The sequence below is a fragment of the Bacteroides sp. LFL-34 genome (assembly GCF_027257075.1).
In the GTDB taxonomy this organism is placed as follows: Bacteria; Bacteroidota; Bacteroidia; order Bacteroidales; family Bacteroidaceae; genus Bacteroides; species Bacteroides ovatus.
The window spans coordinates 1-22,765 of sequence record NZ_JAPQKZ010000062.1 but is presented as its reverse complement, the minus strand read 5'-3'; the positions used below and the strand labels follow the sequence as shown (position 1 = coordinate 22,765).

Genomic DNA, 22,765 nt, shown 5'->3' with positions numbered 1-22,765 from the left:
CTAAATCCAAAGTAATGAACAACAAGAAGAAAAACGAGGGTCAGACCGACTTTTCCTATTACGGTCTGTACCTGCTGGACTATCTCCGCACGAACAAGTTTGAACAGGCTGACGACACCGCTTTCATACGGGAACGGGCCGACCGTGCCGCCGAAACGTATGAGAGGGCACGGCTTGAAGGCTATCCCGCCGATGGTGCGCAGGAACTGGCGATGGACACGCTGCTGCGCGGGCTGCATTATTCCCGTTACGCCATCCTCCGCGAAGTCGTGGAAAACGAGTTTGCCGATGAAGTGCCGGAAGAGAAGCGTGAAGCCTTTGTCCTGAAACTGCTGCCGCTTGTCGGCAACGTGTTCTCCGTCTATGACCTCTCGGATGACAATTTCGCCCTGTCTTCCGATTACGACCTGCTCTACACGGAGCTGACGGGAGCAACCGTCCTTTACTTAGACGAATATGGCGTTTAACCGCAAACAGAAACTGCGGGACAACATCGAGGCGATACGGACGGCATTCATCCTTGACAGGGAAAATAGGACAGCGACAACCGAAGAGCGTGCCATACTTCAAAGGTACTGCGGTTTCGGCGGTCTGAAATGTATCCTCAACCCTGCAAAGGAACTGACGGATGCCGTCCGGTGGGCGAAATCCGACCTCGAACTGTTCGCCCCGACGGTGGAGCTGCACAGGCTTATCCGTGAGAACAGCAAGGACGAAACAGAGTACAAGCGGTTTGTGGATTCGCTGAAAGCGTCCGTGCTGACCGCTTTCTACACCCCCAAAGAGATAACCGACACCATCGCGGACGTGCTGGCAGATTACAGCGTCCGCCCCGCCCGTATGCTCGAACCGTCGGCAGGTGTCGGCGTGTTCGTGGATTCCATGCTGCGGCACAGCCCCAATGCGGATGTGATGGCTTTCGAGAAGGATCTGCTCACGGGTACAATCTTGAGGCATCTCTATCCCGACCAGAAAATGCGCACCTGCGGTTTTGAGAAAATCGAAAGACCGTTCAACAATTATTTCGACTTGGCGGTGTCCAACATTCCGTTCGGTGACATTGCCGTGTTCGACGCGGAGTTTCAGCGGAGCGACTCTTTCGGCAGACGCTCCGCCCAGAAAACCATCCACAACTATTTCTTTCTCAAAGGACTGGATGCCGTGCGTGACGGCGGTATCGTGGCGTTCATCACCTCGCAAGGGGTATTGAATAGCACCAAGACCTCCGTGCGTAACGAGCTGTTCAGTCAGGCCAATCTGGTATCCGCGATACGCCTGCCCAACAACCTGTTCACGGACAACGCGGGCACGGAGGTGGGCAGTGACCTGATTGTCCTGCAAAAGAACCTCAGCAAGAAGGAAATGTCGCAGGACGAGCGGCTGATGACCGTGATACAGACGGACACGAAAACCGCCCTGACCGACAACGCCTATTTCATCCACCACCCGGAACGCATCGTGCATACGATGGCGAAACTTGACACAGACCCCTACGGGAAGCCCGCTATGGTTTATCTGCACGAGGGCAAGGCAGCAGGCATCGCCGGGGATTTGCGCCGTATGCTCGACGAGGATTTCCATTACAGGCTTGCCATGCGCTTGTATTCGGGTTCAATCCGGCAGGCAGGAACGGAAGAAAAAGTTGCCGTTCAAAATAAAGTAGAGCGTCCTGCCATAAAATTGGAAACAGTATCCTCGGCGCAGACGGTGGAAACTCCGACAGAAAAGCCGCAACCCGCAGATGAAAAGCCGGAGATAGAACCGCGCCCGCAATATTCCGCAGGCGTGCAGCTCACCCTGCTTGACCTCTGGGGGATGACGGAAGAGGTCAGCCAACCGAAAACCTCCAAAAAGAAAAAGACGGTGAAAAAGGCAGTTACGGCAAAGTCCACTCCGCCCAAACCGAAAGTCACGGTTACACCGACAGCTCCAACTGCAAAACCCGCAATGGAGAATAAGGAGGTGAAAGCGGAGAACACCGCCAAGCCTGCCGACCCGGACGACATCTATGCCACACTGGACTGGGATACCAATCCTCCCATCAACGGTTTCTATGAAATGATGATGGGTTTGACGCCGGAGCGTAGGAAAGAACTTCGGGAACTGGCAAGGCAGCATAACGAGAAACAAGTGGCGGAAAAGACGGAAGTGAAAGCCGTGCCGGAAACTTCCCGTGAGCAGCCACGACAGGAGGAAACACAGCCGGAGGCAGTCGCCGCACCTGCCGTTACAGATACCCCATCGGAAGCGGTGGGGACTTTCCTTTTCCCCGACATCGAAGCGGAAAAGCCGAAGGAGGAAGTCGTGGACCTTTCTCCGCGTGCCTACCACCGCACGCCGGAGATGCACCTGCGCGAAGGGTCGCTGGTGGCTGACCGGGGGCGTCATAACATCGGCTACCTGAAAGACATCACGCCATACGGGGCGACATTCCAGCCGCTCGACCTGAAAGGATACCAGAAGGAAAAGGCGTTGTTGTATGTGTCGCTGCGTGACGCCTACGAGCGTCTGTACCGTTATGAATCGCTCCGGCGCGAGGCAAATGTTCCGTGGCGAGAGCATCTGAATACCTGTTACGATGAGTTTGTCATGCGCTACGGCAACCTCAACGCCAAGCAGAACGTGAAGTTAGTGATGATGGATGCGGGCGGGCGCGACATCCTTTCGCTGGAACGGATGGAAAACGGAAAGTTCGTCAAGGCGGACATCTTCGAGCATCCTGTTTCCTTCGCGGTGGAGAGCCATGCCAACGTAGGCTCTCCCGAAGAAGCCCTGTCTGCGTCGCTCAACAAATATGGTACGGTCAATCTCGACTATATGCGGGAGATAACCGACAGCACGGCGGAGGATTTGCTCACTGCCCTGCAAGGGCGCATCTACTACAATCCGCTCGTGACCGGTTACGAAATCAAAGACCGTTTCATCGCCGGAAATGTCATAGAGAAAGCGGAACGCATAGAGGCATGGATGGGTGACAATCCCGAAAATGAGCGTATGCCGGAGGTGAAGCAGGCGTTGGAGGCTCTGAAAGATGCCGAGCCGCAGCGCATCGCCTTCGAGGATCTGGACTTCAATTTCGGGGAACGCTGGATTCCGACGGGTGTCTATGCCGCCTACATGAGCCGGCTGTTCGACACGGAGGTGAAAATCGCCTATTCCGCAAGCATGGACGAGTTTTCGGTGGTGTGCGGCTACCGCACCATGAAAATCACGGACGAGTTTCTGGTGAAGGGGTATTACCGGAACTATGACGGTATGCACCTCCTAAAACACGCCCTGCACAACACCTGCCCTGACATGATGAAGTCCATCGGCAAGGACGAGCATGGCAACGACATCAAGATGCGCGACAGCGAGGGAATACAACTCGCCAACGCCAAGATTGACGAGATACGAAACGGCTTCTCCGAATGGCTCGAAGAGCAGTCGCCGCAGTTCAAGGAGCGGCTTGTGACGATGTATAACCGCAAGTTCAACTGTTTCGTGCGCCCGCGCTACGACGGCTCCCATCAGACCTTTCCCGACCTCAACCTGAAAGGGCTGGCAAGCCGGGGTATCAAGAGCGTCTATCCCTCACAGATGGATTGCGTCTGGATGTTGAAACAGAACGGCGGCGGAATTTGCGACCACGAGGTGGGAACCGGTAAGACGCTGATAATGTGCATCGCCGCGCATGAGATGAAGCGTCTGAATTTGGCACACAAGCCGATGATTATCGGGCTGAAAGCCAACGTTGCGGAGATTGCAGCCACCTATCAGGCGGCATATCCCAACGCACGTATTCTGTACGCTTCGGAGAAGGACTTTTCGACCGCCAACCGTGTGCGCTTCTTCAATAATATAAAGAACAACGACTACGATTGCGTCATCATGTCGCACGACCAGTTCGGCAAGATACCGCAGTCGCCGGAATTGCAGCAGCGCATCCTGCAAGCAGAGCTTGACACGGTGGAGGAAAACCTCGAAGTGCTACGGCAGCAGGGAAAGAACGTGTCGCGGGCGATGCTGAAAGGATTGGAGAAGCGCAAGCACAACCTTGAAGCGAAGCTGGAGAAGGTGGAACACGCCATAAAGTCACGCACGGACGACGTGGTGGATTTCAAGCAGATGGGCATCGACCACATCTTCATAGATGAGAGCCACCAGTTCAAGAATCTGACTTTCAACACGCGCCACGACCGTGTGGCGGGATTGGGAAACAGCGAGGGAAGCCAGAAGGCACTTAACATGCTCTTTGCCATACGCACCATACAGGAGCGCACAGGAAAAGACTTGGGTGCGACCTTCCTCTCCGGCACGACTATCAGCAACTCACTGACTGAATTGTACCTGCTGTTCAAGTACCTGCGCCCGAAGGAGCTGGAACGGCAGGACATAAGGTGTTTCGACGCTTGGGCGGCGATATTTGCCAAGAAGACGACGGATTTTGAATTTAACGTGACGAACAATGTGGTCCAGAAGGAGCGTTTCCGCTACTTCATCAAAGTGCCGGAGCTTGCCGCCTTCTATAATGAAATCACGGACTACCGCACGGCGGAGGATGTGGGCGTTGACCGTCCTGCCAAGAACGAGATACTGCACCATATACCGCCCACGCCGGAACAGGAGGACTTCATACAGAAACTGATGCAGTTCGCCAAGACGGGCGATGCCACCTTGTTGGGCAGGCTGCCGCTTTCGGAAACGGAAGAAAAGGCGAAGATGCTCATCGCCACGGACTATGCCCGGAAAATGGCACTCGACATGCGCATGATAGACCCGAATTACGAAGATCATCCCGACAACAAAGCGAGTCACTGTGCCAAGATGATCGCGGAGTATTATCAAAAATACGACGCCCAGAAAGGCACGCAGTTCGTTTTCTCTGATTTGGGGACATACCAGCCGGGCGACGGGTGGAACGTCTATTCGGAAATCAAGCGCAAACTGACGGAGGACTACGGTATACCGCCAAGCGAGGTGCGCTTCATTCAGGAGTGCAAGACCGACAAGGCGCGGAAGGCGGTGATAGACGCCATGAACGCCGGGACGGTGCGTGTGCTGTTCGGCTCTACCTCTATGCTCGGAACGGGTGTGAACGCCCAGAAACGGTGTGTGGCTATCCATCATCTCGATACGCCGTGGCGACCGTCCGACTTGCAACAGCGTGACGGACGCGGAGTTAGGGCAGGTAATGAGATTGCCAAACATTTCGCCGGGAACAACGTGGATGTAATCATCTACGCGGTGGAGAAGTCACTGGACAGCTACAAGTTCAACCTCCTGCACTGCAAGCAGACTTTCATAAGCCAGCTCAAAAGCGGTGCGATGGGTGCGCGTACCATCGACGAGGGGGCAATGGACGAAAAATCGGGCATGAATTTCTCGGAATACATGGCGTTGCTCTCCGGCAATACCGACCTGTTGGACAAGGCGAAACTGGAAAAGCGGATCGCATCGCTCGAAGGGGAACGCAAGTCGTTCAACAAGGGCAAGCGTGATTCGGAGTTCAAGCTGGAGTCAAAGACCGGCGAGTTGCGCAACAACACGGCTTTCATAGATGCCATGACGGAGGACTGGAACCGCTTCCTGTCGGTGGTGCAGACCGACAAGGAGGGCAACCGCCTTAATATAATAAAGGTGGACGGAGTGGATTCCGCCGATGAGAAGGTCATCGGAAAGCGTTTGCAGGAGATAGCCAAGAATGCCACGACCGGAGGGTTGTACACGCAGGTCGGTGAACTTTACGGTTTTCCGATAAAGGTGGTGAGCGAAAGGATACTCAAAGAGGGATTGGAGTTCACCGACAACCGCTTCGTGGTCGAGGGGAACTACAAGTACACCTACAACAACGGGCATCTGGCGATGGCTGACCCGTTGGCCGCCGCCCGCAACTTCCTCAACGCGATGGAGAGGATACCCTCCATCATCGACCAGTACAAGGCGAAGAACGAGGTGCTGGAGATGGAGATACCGCAGTTACAGGAGATAGCGGGTAAGGTGTGGAAGAAGGAGGACGAGCTGAAGCAGTTGAAGTCCGAACTTGCCGCCCTTGACCGAAAAATTCAGCTGGAGCTTGCGCCACCCACGCCCGAAGTCGCAGAAAAGGAGAATGAAGGGCAACAGCTCAAGCCGGAAGCGGAAGATGTGAGGAACAGGCAGGCGCAATATCCCGAAAATGCACCGCCGCAGATACGCAGTCCGGCGGATAGTATCGTTGCCAACCATGTCATAATCGGGCGTCCGGGACTGTATGCCAAGGAGGAAACCCGGTCCAAAGGATTGAAAATATAACCTAAGGAATTTTATCTGAAGTATTAATAAGGGCTATCCCAAAAGGTCTAAAAGTAAATTTTATCCTTTCTGCAAGTATCTATAGGATGGCAACTGCATTTTTTTCTTTTTGGGCAGCCCTTATTAAAATTTATTCTTATTTTAGGTTATATACATTCATGTCCATTTATGTAAAAAATTCCTGCTGACCTTGTTTATGTCTTGTCAGTCACCATTTGCAAAACCATATTTGACCCTCAAAGAGGCTGAATTTGATAAGTAACTTGCTACATACTCATAATAAGGAGCTAAATAGAACACGAATGGGAAATACACAAATGCTAAACTAAAGAAGATATTGGCCAAAATAAACGCTATACCGAGAGAGAAACTTGATTTTTCAACTTCCTAAAACGGTGTTGTTCAAACATTTCTACTTATTTGTACTTGCCAGTTGAACCTACGCTTCCCTAATAAAATGTCTATGGTAAAAAGTTAAAAAATCCTCCCACTTTTGTTAGATATATTTTTTTGTGTAATTTTGTAATCGTTATGCGGCAGTAATAATATACATATTAATACGAGTTAGTAATCCTGTAGTTCTCATATGCTACGAGGAGGTATTAAAAGGTGCGTTTCGACAATGCATCTACTGTAGTATATTATTGCTTAATCCAAATGAATATTATAAATTTAGGAATTCTTGCTCACATTGATGCAGGAAAAACTTCCGTAACCGAGAATCTGCTGTTTGCCAGTGGAGCAACGGAAAAGTGCGGCCGTGTGGATAATGGTGACACCATAACGGACTCTATGGATATAGAGAAACGTAGAGGAATTACTGTCCGGGCTTCTACGACATCTATTATCTGGAATGGAGTGAAATGCAATATCATTGACACTCCGGGACACATGGATTTTATTGCGGAAGTGGAGCGGACATTCAAAATGCTTGATGGAGCAGTCCTCATCTTATCCGCAAAGGAAGGCATACAAGCGCAGACAAAGTTGCTGTTCAGTACTTTACAAAAGCTGCAAATCCCGACAATTATATTTATCAATAAGATTGACCGTGCCGGTGTGAATTTGGAGCGTTTGTATATGGATATAAAAACAAATCTGTCGCAAGATGTCCTGTTTATGCAAACTGTTGTCGATGGATCGGTTTATCCGGTTTGCTCCCAAACATATATAAAGGAAGAATACAAAGAATTTGTATGCAACCATGACGACGATATATTAGAACGATATTTGGCGGATAGCGAAATTTCACCGGCTGATTATTGGAATACGATAATCGCTCTTGTGGCAAAAGCCAAAGTCTATCCGGTGCTACATGGATCAGCAATGTTCAATATCGGTATCAATGAGTTGTTGGACGCCATTTCTTCTTTTATACTTCCTCCGGCATCAGTCTCAAACAGACTTTCAGCTTATCTCTATAAGATAGAGCATGACCCCAAAGGGCATAAAAGAAGTTTTCTTAAAATAATTGACGGAAGTCTGAGACTTCGAGACGTTGTAAGAATCAACGATTCGGAAAAATTCATCAAGATTAAAAATCTAAAGACTATTTATCAGGGCAGAGAGATAAATGTTGATGAAGTGGGTGCCAATGATATCGCGATTGTAGAAGATATAGAAGATTTTCGAATCGGAGATTATTTAGGTGCTAAACCTTGTTTGATTCAAGGATTATCTCATCAGCATCCCGCTCTCAAATCCTCCGTCCGGCCAAATAAGCCCGAAGAGAGAAGCAAGGTGATATCCGCTCTGAATACATTGTGGATTGAAGACCCGTCTTTGTCCTTTTCCATAAACTCATATAGTGATGAATTGGAAATCTCGTTATATGGTTTGACCCAAAAGGAAATCATACAGACATTGCTGGAAGAACGATTTTCCGTAAAGGTCCATTTTGATGAGATCAAGACTATCTACAAAGAACGACCTATAAAAAAGGTCAATAAGATTATTCAGATCGAAGTACCACCCAACCCTTACTGGGCCACAATAGGGCTGACTCTTGAACCCTTACCGTTAGGGGCAGGGTTGCAAATCGAAAGTGACATCTCCTATGGTTATCTGAACCATTCTTTTCAAAATGCCGTTTTTGAAGGGATTCGTATGTCTTGCCAATCTGGTTTACATGGATGGGAAGTGACAGATCTGAAAGTAACTTTTACTCAAGCCGAGTATTATAGCCCGGTAAGTACACCTGCTGATTTCAGACAGCTGACCCCTTATGTCTTCAGGCTGGCTTTGCAACAGTCAGGTGTGGACATTCTCGAACCGATGCTCTGTTTTGAGTTGCAGATACCCCAAGTAGCGAGTTCCAAAGCTATTACAGATTTGCAAAAACTGATGTCTGAGATTGAAGACATCAGTTGTAATAATGAGTGGTGTCATATTAAAGGGAAAGTTCCATTAAATACAAGTAAAGACTATGCCTCAGAAGTAAGTTCGTACACTAAGGGCTTAGGCATTTTTATGGTTAAGCCATGTGGGTATCAAATAACAAAAGACGGTTATTCTGATAATATCCGCATGAACGAAAAAGATAAACTTTTATTCATGTTCCAAAAATCAATGTCATTAAAATAATGGAGCGGTCAGGAAATTTCTATAAGGCAATACGGTTGGGATATATACTTATCTCCATTCTTATCGGATGTATGGCATATAATAGCCTCTATGAATGGCAGGAGATAGAAGCATTAGAACTTGGCAATAAAAAAATAGACGAGCTCCGAAAAGAAATAAACAATATCAATATTCAAATGATAAAATTTTCTCTATTGGGTGAAACAATACTGGAATGGAACGATAAAGATATCGAGCATTACCATGCACGGCGTATGGCAATGGACAGTATGCTCTGCCGTTTCAAGGCCACCTATCCAGCAGAGCGCATCGATAGTGTGCGCAGTCTTTTAGAGGATAAGGAACGACAGATGTTCCAGATAGTCCGGTTAATGGATGAACAACAATCTATTAACAAGAAGATAGCCAATCAAATTCCGGTTATTGTACAGAAAAGTGTGCAGGAACAGTCCAAAAAGCCAAAACGAAAAGGTTTCTTAGGCATATTCGGCAAAAAAAAGGAAGTAACTCCAGCAGTATCAACCACTATCCTTCATTCGGTCAATAGAAACGTAATCAGCGAACAGAAAGTGCAGGATCGCCAATTGTCGGAACAAGCCGACAGCCTTGCAGCTCGTAATGCAGAACTTAACAGACAACTGCAAGAATTGATTTGCCAAATAGAAGAAAAGGTATAAACCGAACTGCAAAGCCGGGAAAACGAAATAGTTGCCATGCGTGAAAAGTCATTTATGCAAGTAGGCGGTTTAATGGGATTCGTTCTTCTATTGTTGTTAATTTCCTACATCATCATACATCGTGATGCAAAAAGCATTAAACAATACAAGCACAAGACAACTGATTTGATAAGGCAACTGGAACAATCCGTACAACGGAACGAGGCACTGATAACGTCAAGGAAGAAGGCGGTACATACTATCACCCATGAACTGCGCACACCGCTGACAGCAATAACAGGCTATGCCGGACTGATACGGAAAGAACAGTGTGAGGATAAGTCCGGGCAGTATATCCAAAACATACTGCAATCCTCCGACCGTATGCGGGATATGCTTAACACTTTGCTTGACTTCTTCCGCCTGGACAACGGCAAGGAACAGCCCCGTCTGTCACCCTGCCGGATTTCAGCAATCACGCACACACTTGAAACGGAGTTCATGCCTGTTGCCGTGAACAAAGGGCTGTCCTTGTCCGTGAAGACTGGACACGATGCCATTGTATTGACCGACAAAGAGCGAATAATACAAATCGGGAATAACCTGCTGTCAAACGCTGTCAAGTTCACAGAAGAAGGCGGTGTTTCTTTGATTACTGAATATGATAATGGAGTTCTGACACTGGTCGTTGAAGATACAGGTACAGGCATGACAGAAGAGGAACAGAAACAAGCGTTCGGTGCGTTTGAACGTCTATCAAATGCCGCCGCAAAGGAGGGTTTCGGGCTTGGGCTTGCCATAATGCGTAATATTGTGTCGATGCTTGGCGGAACAATCCGTTTAGACAGCAAGAAAGGGAAAGGCAGTCGTTTCACAGTTGAAATTTCTATGCAGGAAGCTGAAGAACAGCTTGGATATACAAGCAATACACCTGTTTATCATAACAATAAATTCCATGATGTTGTCGCCATTGACAATGATGAGGTATTACTTCTGATGCTGAAAGAGATGTATTCCCAAGAAGGAATACACTGCGACACTTGCACCGATGCTGCGGCACTGATGGAAATGATACGCCAGAAAGAATACAGCCTGTTGCTGACAGACTTGAATATGCCCGATATAAACGGTTTCGAATTGCTGGAACTGTTGCGTTCGTCCAACGTGGGCAATTCACCAACAATCCCGGTGGTTGTGGCAACCGCTTCGGGCAGTTGTAACAAAGGGGAACTATTGGCAAAAGGCTTTGCCGGATGCCTGTTCAAACCGTTCTCCATATCGGAACTGATGGAGGTTTCCGACAGGTGTGCCATAAAAGCGACACCGGACGGGAAACCGGACTTTTCCGCCTTATTGTCCTATGGCAATGAAGCCGTCATGCTGGAAAAGTTGATAACTGAAACAGAAAAGGAAATGCAGGCGGTACGGGATGCAGCAAAAGAAAAAGACCTGCAAAAGCTGGATTCCCTGATCCACCACCTGCGCAGTTCGTGGGAGGTGCTCCGTGCCGACCAACCGCTGAATGTACTTTACGGATTGCTTCGTGGCGATGCTCTCCCGGATGGTGAAGCGTTAAGCCATGCCGTGACTGCCGTGCTGGATAAGGGAGTGGAAATAATACGGTTGGCAGAAGAGGAAAGGAGAAAATACGAAGATGAATAAGACAAAAATAATTGTGGTGGAAGACAACATCGTGTATTGCGAATATGTCTGCAATATGCTGTCACGGGAGGGCTACCGCAATATGAAGGCTTACCACCTCTCAACCGCGAAGAAACATCTGCAACAGGCAACAGATAATGATATCGTGGTTGCCGACCTGCGTCTGCCTGACGGCAGTGGCATAGACCTTTTGTGCTGGATGCGAAAGGAGGGAAAGATGCAGCCCTTCATCATTATGACCGACTACGCCGAAGTTAATACCGCCGTGGAAAGCATGAAACTCGGCTCGATAGACTATATTCCCAAACAGCTTGTGGAGGATAAACTTGTCCCCCTGATCCGTTCCATACTGAAAGAACGTCAGGCAGGACAACGCCGTATGCCTATATTCGCCCGTGAAGGTTCCGCCTTTCAGAAAATCATGCACCGCATAAGGCTGGTAGCCGCCACCGATATGAGCGTGATGATATTTGGTGAGAACGGCACGGGCAAGGAGCATATTGCCCACCTGTTGCATGACAAGAGCAAACGTGCAGGCAAGCCATTTGTGGCGGTGGACTGCGGTTCACTCTCCAAAGAGCTTGCACCGTCGGCTTTCTTCGGACACGTCAAAGGTGCATTTACAGGTGCGGACAATGCCAAGAAAGGATATTTCCATGAGGCGGAAGGCGGCACGTTGTTTCTGGACGAGGTAGGAAACCTCGCGTTGGAAACCCAACAGATGTTGCTCCGTGCCATACAGGAGAGGCGGTATCGCCCGGTCGGAGACAAGGCAGACCGGAATTTCAATGTCCGCATCATCGCTGCTACCAATGAAGATTTGGAGGTATCGGTGAATGAAAAGCGTTTTCGGCAGGATCTTCTGTACCGCCTGCACGACTTCGGGATAACCGTTCCTCCGTTGCGTGACTGTCAAGAAGACATTATGCCGCTGGCAGAGTTCTTCCGTGATATGGCAAACAGAGAGCTGGAGTGTAGCGTGAGCGGGTTCAGTTCCGAAGCACGTAAAGCGTTGCTGACACACGCATGGCCGGGCAACGTGCGGGAACTTCGGCAGAAAGTTATGGGTGCTGTATTGCAGGCGCAGGAAGGTGTTGTCATGAAAGAGCATCTGGAACTTGCCGTGACGAAACCGACCTCTACTGTCAGCTTCGCCTTGCGCAATGACGCGGAGGATAAGGAGCGGATATTGCGTGCGTTGAAACAGGCAAACGGCAACCGGAGTGTCGCCGCAGAACTGCTCGGCATAGGCAGGACAACACTATACAGCAAACTTGAAGAGTATGGACTTAAATATAAATTCAAGCAATCATAGCCCGTAATTCACTGAATTTGGCTATCTTTGCATAACATTTGAGAAAAACGGCGATTGGCAGGAGCTTTTCGCCGCCAACATATAGGATAAGACCGCAAGGCGTTTCAAGCGAAAATCTGGTAAATTGGAACTACGGAGACGATTGCGTGATGCTTATGCTATGCTTACGCATAGCGTGCATTCACGTACTCTCCGTAAAGGCTTTACCAGAGCCATCGCTTGAAGGTAGTGTGAATTGCACGCTACTTTTTTACCCTTGCCTAACGAAAGGAAACGATTATGGGTAAAGTTCAGATTCTCGCCGTACTGACGATGGACGGATGTCTTTCTTCAGAGTTATATGATAAAGCACATCAGGATTTGTGCCTTGACCGTTGCGGTCTTGATGAAATCAGGAAGAAAGCCTTTTACCGTGTGACACCGGACTATTCCATTTCAATGCTGCACGAATGGAGAAAAGACTGCACAAACATCCGTTACCTCGCGGAAGCCACACCGGACACGGCAGACTATATAAACGGACTGCTGCGGATGCACGCTGTGGATGAAATCATACTATACACCGTTCCTTTCATATCCGGAAGCGGACGACATTTTTTTAAGTCGGCTCTGCCAGAGCAACACTGGACGCTTTCCTCTTTGAAAAGCTATCCCAACGGTGTATGTCGCATTATCTATATCCTTGATAAAAAAGCAAGATAGCCAAAATGTGCGGCAAGCATACATTTCTATTTTCAGGAATAGAATAAATGTTCCGATTACAAACAATTTAAGTCGGAGATAATTTGTCCTTGTGAAAAAATACTGAATTTTATACCTCTGAAATCCAGCACTTTGTAAAATTGAGTGTTGGATTTTTTATTTTCTGCCGCGTTTTTTGCCAATTATATTCATGTGCGCACGCAGAAAACAAAGTGTAATTTTCAAAATTGACAGAACCATGAATTATTTCTTGCTGGCGGAAACCGACTTTTTCCGCCTGATAAACGAAGCCGGCGACTGCAATATGGAAACGGCATACACGGCTTTCGCCACCCAAGTGATCGAACTGTGCAACGGCGGCATGGACATGAACCTTACCGTCATCGCGCTTGCCTACATCGAAATCGAGTTGCAGCACCATCCCGTACGTAATCTGTCAGAAGAAAAAAGAGAGATTGCCGCCTACGTCAGCAAGGCTCTGTCTTTCGTAAGAAAGATGCAGAAATTCCTTGCCACGCCCCAAGTGCCACCACTAATATCCGCCAACAACGCAACAGAAACCACCGCCAGCCTTCTTCAATGGACGGGCAATGCCATCGACCTCGTGGAACTTATCTACGGCATAGACGTGATGGGCTGCATCAACAACGGCAATATGCCGCTCAAACAGCTCGCCCCACTTCTCTATAAGATATTCGGGGTTGATTCTAAAGACTGCTACCGCTTCTACACTGATATCAAACGCCGGAAGAACGAAAGCCGCACCTATTTCATTGACAGGATGCAGGAAAAACTGAACGAGAGAATGTTGCGTGATGAGGAGTTGGAGCGGATGAGAAAATAAAAAAATATCCATTACATATGAGAAGACAGGAATACTCGTATCCTGTCTTTTTATTTTCATTTAATTATATATTAATTAGCACAATATATGTGAGTTTTTCATTCCTATAAGGACAAATTTCAGAAACGTATGTCTGGTAAATTATTGAGTCATCATAGTATGAACATATATCATTACTAAAAACAATGAAACAACTTCCATAAGATTGTGGTTGTAAAAATCGCCATTTAATAGCCCGTTTTTTTTGTAAAATTCGCCAATTAAAAAAATATGATTATCTTTGCATTATATTTTATAAGGTATGGAAACAGTAAATAGAATACTTCAAGAGAAGATTACAGCACGAATCGCGCCCAATAAAGCAGTACTGATTTTTGGTGCTCGCCGTGTTGGTAAAACGGTAATGATGCGTAAAATTGTGGACAACTATTCAGGTAGGACGATGATGCTCAACGGCGAAGACTACGACACATTAGCACTATTGGAGAATCGCTCAATAGCCAATTATCGGCATTTATTGGATGGTATTGATTTGCTGGCTATTGATGAGGCACAGAACATACCACAAATCGGTAGTATTCTGAAGTTGATAGTTGATGAAATACCGGGAATAAGTGTCTTGGCAAGTGGTTCTTCGTCATTCGATTTGCTGAATAAGACTGGTGAACCGTTGGTCGGCCGCAGTACGCAATTTCTCCTTACACCATTCTCGCAACGGGAAATCGCACAGACGGAAACGGCACTTGAAACCCGCCAGAACCTCGAAGCGCGCTTGATTTACGGTTCCTATCCCGAAGTAGTAATGATGGAGAACTATGAACGTAAAACAGACTACCTACGTGATATTGTCGGTGCATACCTGCTTAAAGATATCTTAGCAATTGACGGCTTAAAAAATTCGAGCAAGATGCGCGATCTACTGCGATTGATAGCTTTTCAGTTGGGCAGCGAAGTTTCTTACGAAGAGTTAGGTAAACAACTCGGCATGAGCAAGACGACCGTTGAAAAATACCTCGACCTATTGGAAAAGGTCTTCGTTATCTATCGTCTGGGGGCTTATTCGCGTAACCTACGCAAGGAGGTTACAAAAGCTGGCAAGTGGTACTTCTACGACAACGGCATTCGCAATGCCATTATCGGGGCTTTCTCACCGCTGGCCATTCGGCAGGATGTCGGTGCGCTGTGGGAGAACTACATCATCGGAGAGCGGCGCAAAGCGAACTTCAATGAGGGACTGCACAGGGAGTTCTATTTCTGGCGCACCTACGACAAACAGGAAATCGACCTGATTGAGGAGAGTGCCGACAGTCTTACCGCCTTGGAGTTCAAGTGGGGAAATAAAATGCCGGCCGCACCGAAAGCCTTCCAAGAAGCCTATCCCTATGCCGAGTTTCATGTGGTAAATCGGGAGAATTATTTGGAGTTCGTATAATCAATAAATTACGTATATGGAAACAAAACTACAATCCAAACAGCAATATCCGCGGTTTATCCAAAATAAACCGTGTGGTATTGACAAATTCGATGGAGGTTCGCAAGAAAGGTTGGCAAAAACTATTGCTCGCCATTTTTGTCAGAATGATTCATTGGATGAGGAATGTACTTTACCTCGAATTATCGGCATCGAAGGTATTTGGGGATCTGGAAAATCCAACGTGGTTAAAATGTTGGAACGTGAATTATCAGACGACTATTACTTTTTTGAGTATGACGCATGGGGACATCAAGAGGACTTGCAACGCCGCTCTATATTGGAATTGCTTACAAGCAAACTTATTGATGATGGTATCCTATCTGGAAATGCAACAATAAAAGTCAAAGGTGGAGGTACGAAAACCGTATCATGGTCTGAAAAGCTGAAATATTTATTAGCCCGTAAAACGGAGACCGTAACCGAAAAATATCCCCTTATCAGTAATGGTATGGTTGCGGCATTTTTGGTTGCAGTTTTAACTCCGATATTTACATTTATTGCGTATGCAGTAAAACCTACACCCACAACATGGTGGTTTTCTTTATTGTCTATTATCATAGCTGCACTGCCAGTTCTTATTGCATTGTGCGTTTGGAAATGGGCATATAGCAAAGATCATAAATATGGATGGAGTTATATGTTAGCTATTTATCAAGATAAAGTCGAAAAGGACGTTTGCTATGAGACTTTGAGCGAAGACGAACCAACGGTTTACGAGTTCAAAACATGGATGCAAGACATTTCTGATTTTATCAAGGAAAAAGGACAACGTAAATTAGTCCTTGTTTTTGACAACATGGATCGTCTCCCCGCTGAAAAAGTAAAAGAATTATGGTCTTCTATCCATACGTTCTTCGCCGATAGCGGTTTTGAAAATGTTTGGGCTGTTATTCCTTTCGATGAAACACATTTAGCTTGTGCATTCGGAGATGAGACCGACGAACAAACGAAACAACTGACCAAGTATTTTATCAATAAAACTTTCCCTATTGTTTATCGTGTTGCTCCTCCTGTTATTACCGACTATCGAAGTATATTCAACAAACTGTTTGTTGAAGCATTTGGAGAAACAGAAAATGAAGCGAAAGAAACTATAAATCGGATATTCAGATTGGTAAATCCTAATGCCAATGTTAGGGAAATTATATCATATATCAATGAGATGGTCGCTCTTAAACAAGAGTGGTGTAACGAAATTTTGATGATAAACATAGCATTGTTCTGTTTGAAGAAGACGGATATTCTGGCAAATCCAGTAGAACAAATATTGTCCGGCGACTATCTGAATGGCATTCAAACAATAATTAACAATGATCTGCAAACACAACGCGAAATTGCAGCTTTGGTATATGGTGTCGATGTTGAAGATGCTCGACAAATTCCATTGAAAAAATATATTGAAGGCTGCATCAACGGAGAAGAAGACCACGACATAAATCAATATGCAGAGACTAATAAACAATTTGACACTGTATTAGAAGAAGTTATACAATGTATGGACAATGCGCTTATCGATAAGATTATACATTGTTTGCATAAATTAACTCGAAAGAGCGATGTTATTCTGCGTGTATGGCAAAGAATAGCACAATTGAAATTAAAAGAATCCATAGAGAAGCAGGTGTTCCCTGTCGAATACCAAGAACTGCTGTTGCATTTAGACACGGAAAGCCAAAACCATGTGATTGCTCAATTATATAAGAAGATAGTTCGGTTCAATGACTTCAATGGCGGCGACTATTTCAAAACGTTAGATGCAATAGACAGGTTTATTGCGCAAAATAAGTTGGCGTGCGATTTTACGTCATTGATTGAAGCAAAAACAGTCAAGCCAAATACATTTATCGATTATATTCAAGCTGCAAATGCAACAGATGCTGCCTATCGGGATAACGCGACAACTAAAGCATATAAATATTATCAAGTAGCAACAAATTCGGAGGCGCTCGATAATTATTTGGCAAACTTACTACCCGATAATTTCGACCATGCAGATATTGTAAAAACGTTAAAAGATAATTCTACCTATACGTTTCCAACGCTTTTGCAAGCGATCACGAATTGCATTGATGAACAGAATGTAAATAAAGATAATATAGGGGCTATATTTACAACCTATCGTTTATTGGCATCTGACGAAGAAAGACCTTTACCTGTAACGTTAGATTCAACCTACATAAATCAGTTGCATTCTGAATTAGAAACTGATGGCCGAAACATTAAAGAGTCTGGATATTACGATTTAGTCGCCATGCAATTGGCACATGGTCATTCCGTTTCCTTAATAGAGGGTGGAGATATAAAATATGTTGCAGAACTCATGGACTATTATGTGGATCATGGAGACTTATTAGTAAATAGTGTGGGATGGAATATACCGCTATTAAATGAAACACTACAATACATGGTAAATCATAAACTTGGCTATAAATTATTGCTCTCAGACATATTGCCCCAATTTGAAGATATTAAGAACAGAATAGGTGTAACGGATGAGGTATTTATCGAGCATTTAGCAGAGTGGAATACCGATTTGGATAAGTATATCACTAAGAACAATATTAAAGATGTAATTCCTGACGCATCTTTTTACGATTTGACCACTAAAATAAGCAATGTCCTGACCGATCATATCAATAAAATAGCGTTCGAAGCGTTGTCTGAAATAAGTGTTGATACATTATACGCCCAAAGAACAGCACATACATCATATTATTGGTTTGTCGCAATAAAACATTTACTGGCTAAAATCAAATCCTTGCCAGATAACTTGACTGAATTTGGCAAAAAGATTCTGATGGATATTGCTTCTGGAACTCAAAGTTTGAATCCTTTCCCTAATTGTTTCAAGAATATAGTTGAAAGATTGGATAAACGAAAAATTAAATCGACAGTTACCGATATAAGAAATGATTTCTGCATCGGTAAAAAGACTATCAATGCAATAAAGTTTCAATTTTTCGAAACATGGCTTAGATCGCATGGTAATTTGAAAAGTCAAGCTGGAGACGTTATTGATAAAATAGTGAAACCTGTAATTTCCGATGGGGCATGCCGTTCATTGATTCTGCAAAACAAAGATTTTTATATGGATTTAATAAATACAGCAGGGGATGATGCTTATGAATTGAAAAAGAGTCTCCGAAACCTCATACAAAAAGATTCAGATCCGCAATTGGTTAAATTTGTCAATTCGATAGATTCAGTACCTGAGGTTGAAACCGCGTAAGTATTTGTCTAACAAGTCCGAATTTTACGATTTTACCCGTCAGAACTGAAGTGCCCCCCAAAAAAATTGTATCCAACTTTTGGGGGTCACTTCAAACTTCGATAGGGATAATTTTCAATTTTGGGGACTTGTTAGACAGTCTCATTATCTGGTAGCAGTTTACACAGCACCGGATCGTTTTTGATACGCTCCAGTTCCTCCTGCACAATCTGCTTCACCTCTTCCTTGATGCGCCGGTAGTTCGCCTGCACCGTTTCCTTCATGCGGTCGTTGCCGTCCTCGTCCGTGAAGTTTGTAATGACGGGAATTTTCTTGTAGGCACTTTCTTCCCGTTTCACCTTTTCGGCATCCACCACAATCTCGCAATGAAAAATCTTCTGCTCGATACGCTCGTTGAAGTTGTCGGATACAGAACCGACAAACATTCCCTGCGTAAGCCCGGAAATCTTACTCGGTGGAATGAGCGCGTCCATCTGCGTGTTGATGGAGGTGGAAACATCCTGCCGGTTGATGGAGATGGACTGCCGTTTCTGCAACACCTTACCGAACCGCTCGGAGAGCGTCTTGGCTGTTTCCCCCACCACCTGACCGGAGAAAATATTGCCGACAGTGTTCATCACCACTTTCGCCTCTTTGTCCCCGTAGTCACGCACTAACTGGCTGAAATCCTGAAAGCCCAGACACACGGCAACCTTGTTGCTTCGGGCGGTAGCTATAAGATTGTCCAACCCTTTGAAGTATATTGTGGGCAACTCGTCGATGATGACCGATGACTTCAGCATCCCCTTCTTGTTGATGAGCTTCACGATACGGGAATTATACAGACCGAGTGCCGCACCGTAGATATTCTGACGGTCGGGATTGTTACCCACGCAGAGGATTTTCGGCTCTTCGGGATTGTTGATGTCCAGCGTAAACTCGCTGTCTGACATCACCCAGTAGAGCTGCGGTGAAATCATCCTCGAAAGCGGGATTTTTGCCGACGCTATCTGACCCATGAGCTGCTCCGCAGCCCCTCCAAGCCACGCATCCATGAACGGCGAAAGGTAGTTCTCCAGCTCCGGATAAGAGGTCAGTATCGGAAATATATCCTCGTAACGGCGGTTCAGAAACTCGATAGCATGGGGAAACGTGCAAAACTTCCCGTTCTGATAGATTTTGAGATACCAGATAATACTGGCAAACAGAATGATAGGTGACTCCACGAAGAAGTCGCCCTGCTTTTGCACCCACGTTTTATTGAGGTTGAGCATTATTGTGTAGGCACTCTCATAGGCATCCGTAATATCTTCCATAAAATCCGGGTGAATGGGATTGCACCGATGAGAGCGTCGCGGGTCGTCGAAGTTGATCACATAGAACTTCGGCTTTACCTTGTAGCCGTCCGGGTGGTTCAGCAAATGGTTGTAGGCAATAGTAGATAGGTCGGGATACTTGAAATCGTAGATGTATTGACTAAAGCCCTTTTCAATCTGTTGCTTGATAAAATTGTTTACCACGGCATAGGACTTGCCGCTGCCCGGCGTACCCAACACGATGGACGCACGGAAGGGATTAACTACATTGATCCAACCGTTGTTCCAGCGTTTCCTGTAATAGAAACGTGTCGGCAGATTGACCGAATACTCGCTTTCGATAAGCCTCGTTTCCTGCATGAAACTCTCGTTCTCGTTGTTGAAAACATCCTCCATCAAATTGTGTTTCAACAGGCGGCTCATCCACAGACCACCCATCAACAGGCAGACATAGCCCGTTCCAATGGTAAGGACATACAGTCCCGTCACCGCTTCAAGCGGCAGCGGCAGGGGCAGCAACCACCAGTTCAGGAAAAACAGCACGAACCCGACGGCAAATGCTGTCCAGATTCTCCCCCAAGTGATTTTCTCACCCTTGACACCCTTCGTACCCAGACAGGACAAGGCAAGCAAAAGGACGGAAAACAGCTTCGTGTAGAGAATGGAATGGAACAGCCCCGCCGTGCGGTCGAAGTTCAGAAGGATTTTGTCCACCACGCCGATGTTCACGCCCCACAGCCGGATGGCTTCGTAGCAGAACCAGTACACGTTCATGACCACTAAAATGATACTCACGGCACGCAGAAAATCCATGATTTTCGCCAATGCCCTCAAATCGTCTTCTTGTTGTGACATACATTGATTTTTTAATTGTTGATACTCTGATTACATACCCAAGCCCTTGCGTTTTTTCTTCTTTTTGCGCTTCATCGCCCGGATGAAAGCCTCTTCCTCGGCATCTACCGCCGGACCTTCGGGAGTGAGCAAGCCCATACCGCCCGATATATCTTCACTGTCGTAGGCGGTCTGCCCGTGTGCCTTGTCCGCAGCATCCACAGGGATGGATAGCGGTATCGGCGGTTGTCCGGCGTATGGCAGGGTGAAGTGTTCCTGCAAGGCATTCGCCGAAAGCTCCTTACCCATGCGCGAACCGTTCAGCACGCATCCCGTGCGGTGGTCGATGAAGGTAGCCCCATAGATGCGCCCTTCCTCTGTGTAGCGCAGTACGGTGTCGATGCCCTTCTCTTTGAGTTGGGATACAAATTTGTCCTTGTCATAAGTGCCTTGCAGCACGGAAAGGACGGTGCGTTTCGTCATGTCTGCCAGTTTCCTATCCTTGATTTCCGATTTGGAACGGACAAACTTCTTCTGTACGGCTTCATAGCCTGCGGACTTCCCGAAAAGCGAGGATTTGAACGGGTTGCCCACCTTGTTACCCTTGTCGTCCGTGACGGAATAGACCAGCCCGTGATACTCCCGTCCGCGCACGTTGCCCCTCGCTTCCTCCACCGTCATATTATATAAGGAAAGGAGCGCACGGTATTCGCCCATCGTCTGGAAACGGTACTGCCCATTCAGAGCCTTCACGGTGTTGCCTACCTGCTTCTTCACATCACCTGCCGATGCGGCCACCTTGCGCAACGGATTATCCAATCTCTGATTTTTACGTTCTGCCGGATGCAATCCGTACTTCTGTTCCAGTTCCCTGCGGATACGGTCGCTGCGGCGGTAGAGAAAATCCCGGTTGAGCCTTTTCCCGTTCTCGTCCACGTTGACCGTCACGATGTGCAGGTGGTGGCGGTCGATGTCCTCGTGCTTGAATACAAGATAAGGCTGGTTTCCGAAACCGAGTTTTTCCAGATACTCGCGGGCGATATTCTGCAACTCAATATCGGTCAGCACATCCTCCGGGTGCGGGTTGAGAGAGATATGCACCACCGGCTTCTCGATCTTCATCTGCGGTGGCAGGAAGGTGAGAAAACCCTCCATCGCCTTGCCTATGTCCACCGTTCCCGAACCGTCATTGTAGATGCGGTTGGTGGTGAGAAGCCGCCCCTGCGCCTCGTTAATCTTCTCCCCGTTGTAGGCAATCGCGCCGTACAACGAACTTCCTACACTGATTTTTGCGACCATTTTGCCTCCATTTCCCTTGAAAGTTCCACAATCCGGCGGCTCAGTTTCACGAGTTCGACGGTGTGTTGCTCTAATTTGTAGAGCAACGCCATCGCCTTTTTCTCTGAAAAATGCAGCCTCAGTTCCTTCACGACTTGGTTGTAATTCGTACCCACGGCACGGAATTGTGCATGAAAATCCGACAGTTTGGTGTAATAGTCCACCAACGTCTTGTCCACCTTCAGCACCTTGAACGGTTGCCCGAAGAAGTGCGCTTTGAGGAAAACAGACCGTGCATAGACACCCGATTTTCCGAACATGGCGAGGAAACGGTTGTGTTCCTCCTCGTTGAAACGGACGGTGTACCGGTACACCGCCGGATCAAGTTTGGGATTTCTCCCTGATTTGCTTTTCCTTTTCTCTTTCATATTACTTTGGATTTAGCGGATTGACGGCATAAGCCGCCGCTTCGGATTACAGCACCGCAGTTCTGAAAGGCTTCCCGACTTCGGAGGGAAAGCCCGCCCCCTGCAAGGGCAAGTGCTTTTCGTGGCTGCTCAAAATATTTTGAGCGGCTGAAAAGACATCTTGCTATGTTCAGGTGAACATAAAAATCCGTC

Annotated in this window: 12 protein-coding genes and 1 pseudogene; 9 read left to right on the top strand and 4 right to left on the bottom strand. The window is 46.9% G+C overall.

Annotated elements, in window-relative coordinates:
- Positions 1-14 precede the first annotated feature (14 nt).
- From N5O98_RS24460 to N5O98_RS24420, 9 genes and pseudogenes are all read left to right on the top strand, one after another.
- On the top strand, positions 15-467 hold the full coding sequence (locus N5O98_RS24460) for a DUF1896 domain-containing protein (protein ID WP_004304266.1): 453 nt from the start codon (positions 15-17) through the stop codon (positions 465-467).
- Entirely contained in the window at positions 457-6,273 is a 5,817-nt protein-coding gene (locus N5O98_RS24455) for an N-6 DNA methylase (RefSeq protein WP_004291462.1), read from the top strand. Before N5O98_RS24460 ends, N5O98_RS24455 begins: the two co-directional genes overlap by 11 nt.
- Positions 6,274-6,930: 657 nt before the next feature.
- Positions 6,931-8,856 (top strand): tetracycline resistance ribosomal protection protein Tet(Q), encoded by a 1,926-nt coding sequence (gene tet(Q) / locus N5O98_RS24450; protein WP_004291466.1) that lies wholly within the window; start codon positions 6,931-6,933, stop codon positions 8,854-8,856.
- Positions 8,856-11,174, top strand: a pseudogene (locus N5O98_RS24445) (hybrid sensor histidine kinase/response regulator). The gene tet(Q) and the pseudogene N5O98_RS24445 overlap by 1 nt, the downstream one beginning before the upstream one ends.
- Positions 11,167-12,489, top strand: coding sequence for a sigma-54-dependent transcriptional regulator (locus N5O98_RS24440; RefSeq protein ID WP_004291471.1), 1,323 nt, complete (start codon positions 11,167-11,169; stop codon positions 12,487-12,489). Before N5O98_RS24445 ends, N5O98_RS24440 begins: the two are co-directional and overlap by 8 nt.
- Positions 12,490-12,768: 279 nt before the next feature.
- Complete coding sequence (locus tag N5O98_RS24435; RefSeq protein WP_004291474.1) at positions 12,769-13,191, top strand: dihydrofolate reductase family protein; 423 nt, start codon at positions 12,769-12,771, stop codon at positions 13,189-13,191.
- Between the two features lie 238 nt (positions 13,192-13,429).
- Positions 13,430-14,035, top strand: a complete 606-nt coding sequence (locus N5O98_RS24430) for an RteC domain-containing protein (RefSeq protein ID WP_004304269.1) — start codon at positions 13,430-13,432, stop codon at positions 14,033-14,035.
- A gap of 301 nt (positions 14,036-14,336) precedes the next feature.
- Entirely contained in the window at positions 14,337-15,467 is a 1,131-nt protein-coding gene (locus N5O98_RS24425) for an ATP-binding protein (protein WP_004291480.1), read from the top strand.
- A gap of 16 nt (positions 15,468-15,483) precedes the next feature.
- Positions 15,484-18,738, top strand: a complete 3,255-nt coding sequence (locus N5O98_RS24420; RefSeq protein WP_004291481.1) for a P-loop NTPase fold protein — start codon at positions 15,484-15,486, stop codon at positions 18,736-18,738.
- Positions 18,739-18,869: 131 nt separating this feature from the next.
- On the opposite strand, the gene mobC is transcribed toward N5O98_RS24420, so the two are convergent.
- The 4 genes from mobC to N5O98_RS24400 all read right to left on the bottom strand — a co-directional run.
- A complete protein-coding gene (gene mobC / locus N5O98_RS24415) occupies positions 18,870-20,888 on the bottom strand; it encodes a conjugal transfer protein MobC (RefSeq protein ID WP_004291482.1) in 2,019 nt (672 codons plus the stop codon).
- 30 nt (positions 20,889-20,918) lie between these two features.
- A complete protein-coding gene (gene mobB / locus N5O98_RS24410) occupies positions 20,919-22,166 on the bottom strand; it encodes a conjugal transfer protein MobB (RefSeq protein WP_004291483.1) in 1,248 nt (415 codons plus the stop codon).
- A complete protein-coding gene (mobA, locus tag N5O98_RS24405) occupies positions 22,145-22,573 on the bottom strand; it encodes a conjugal transfer protein MobA (protein ID WP_004291488.1) in 429 nt (142 codons plus the stop codon). The genes mobB and mobA overlap by 22 nt, the downstream gene beginning before the upstream one ends.
- Positions 22,570-22,765, bottom strand: a 196-nt coding sequence (locus N5O98_RS24400) for a hypothetical protein (protein WP_117937947.1), incomplete at its 5' end; no start/stop codon positions are given. The genes N5O98_RS24400 and mobA, both read right to left, overlap by 4 nt.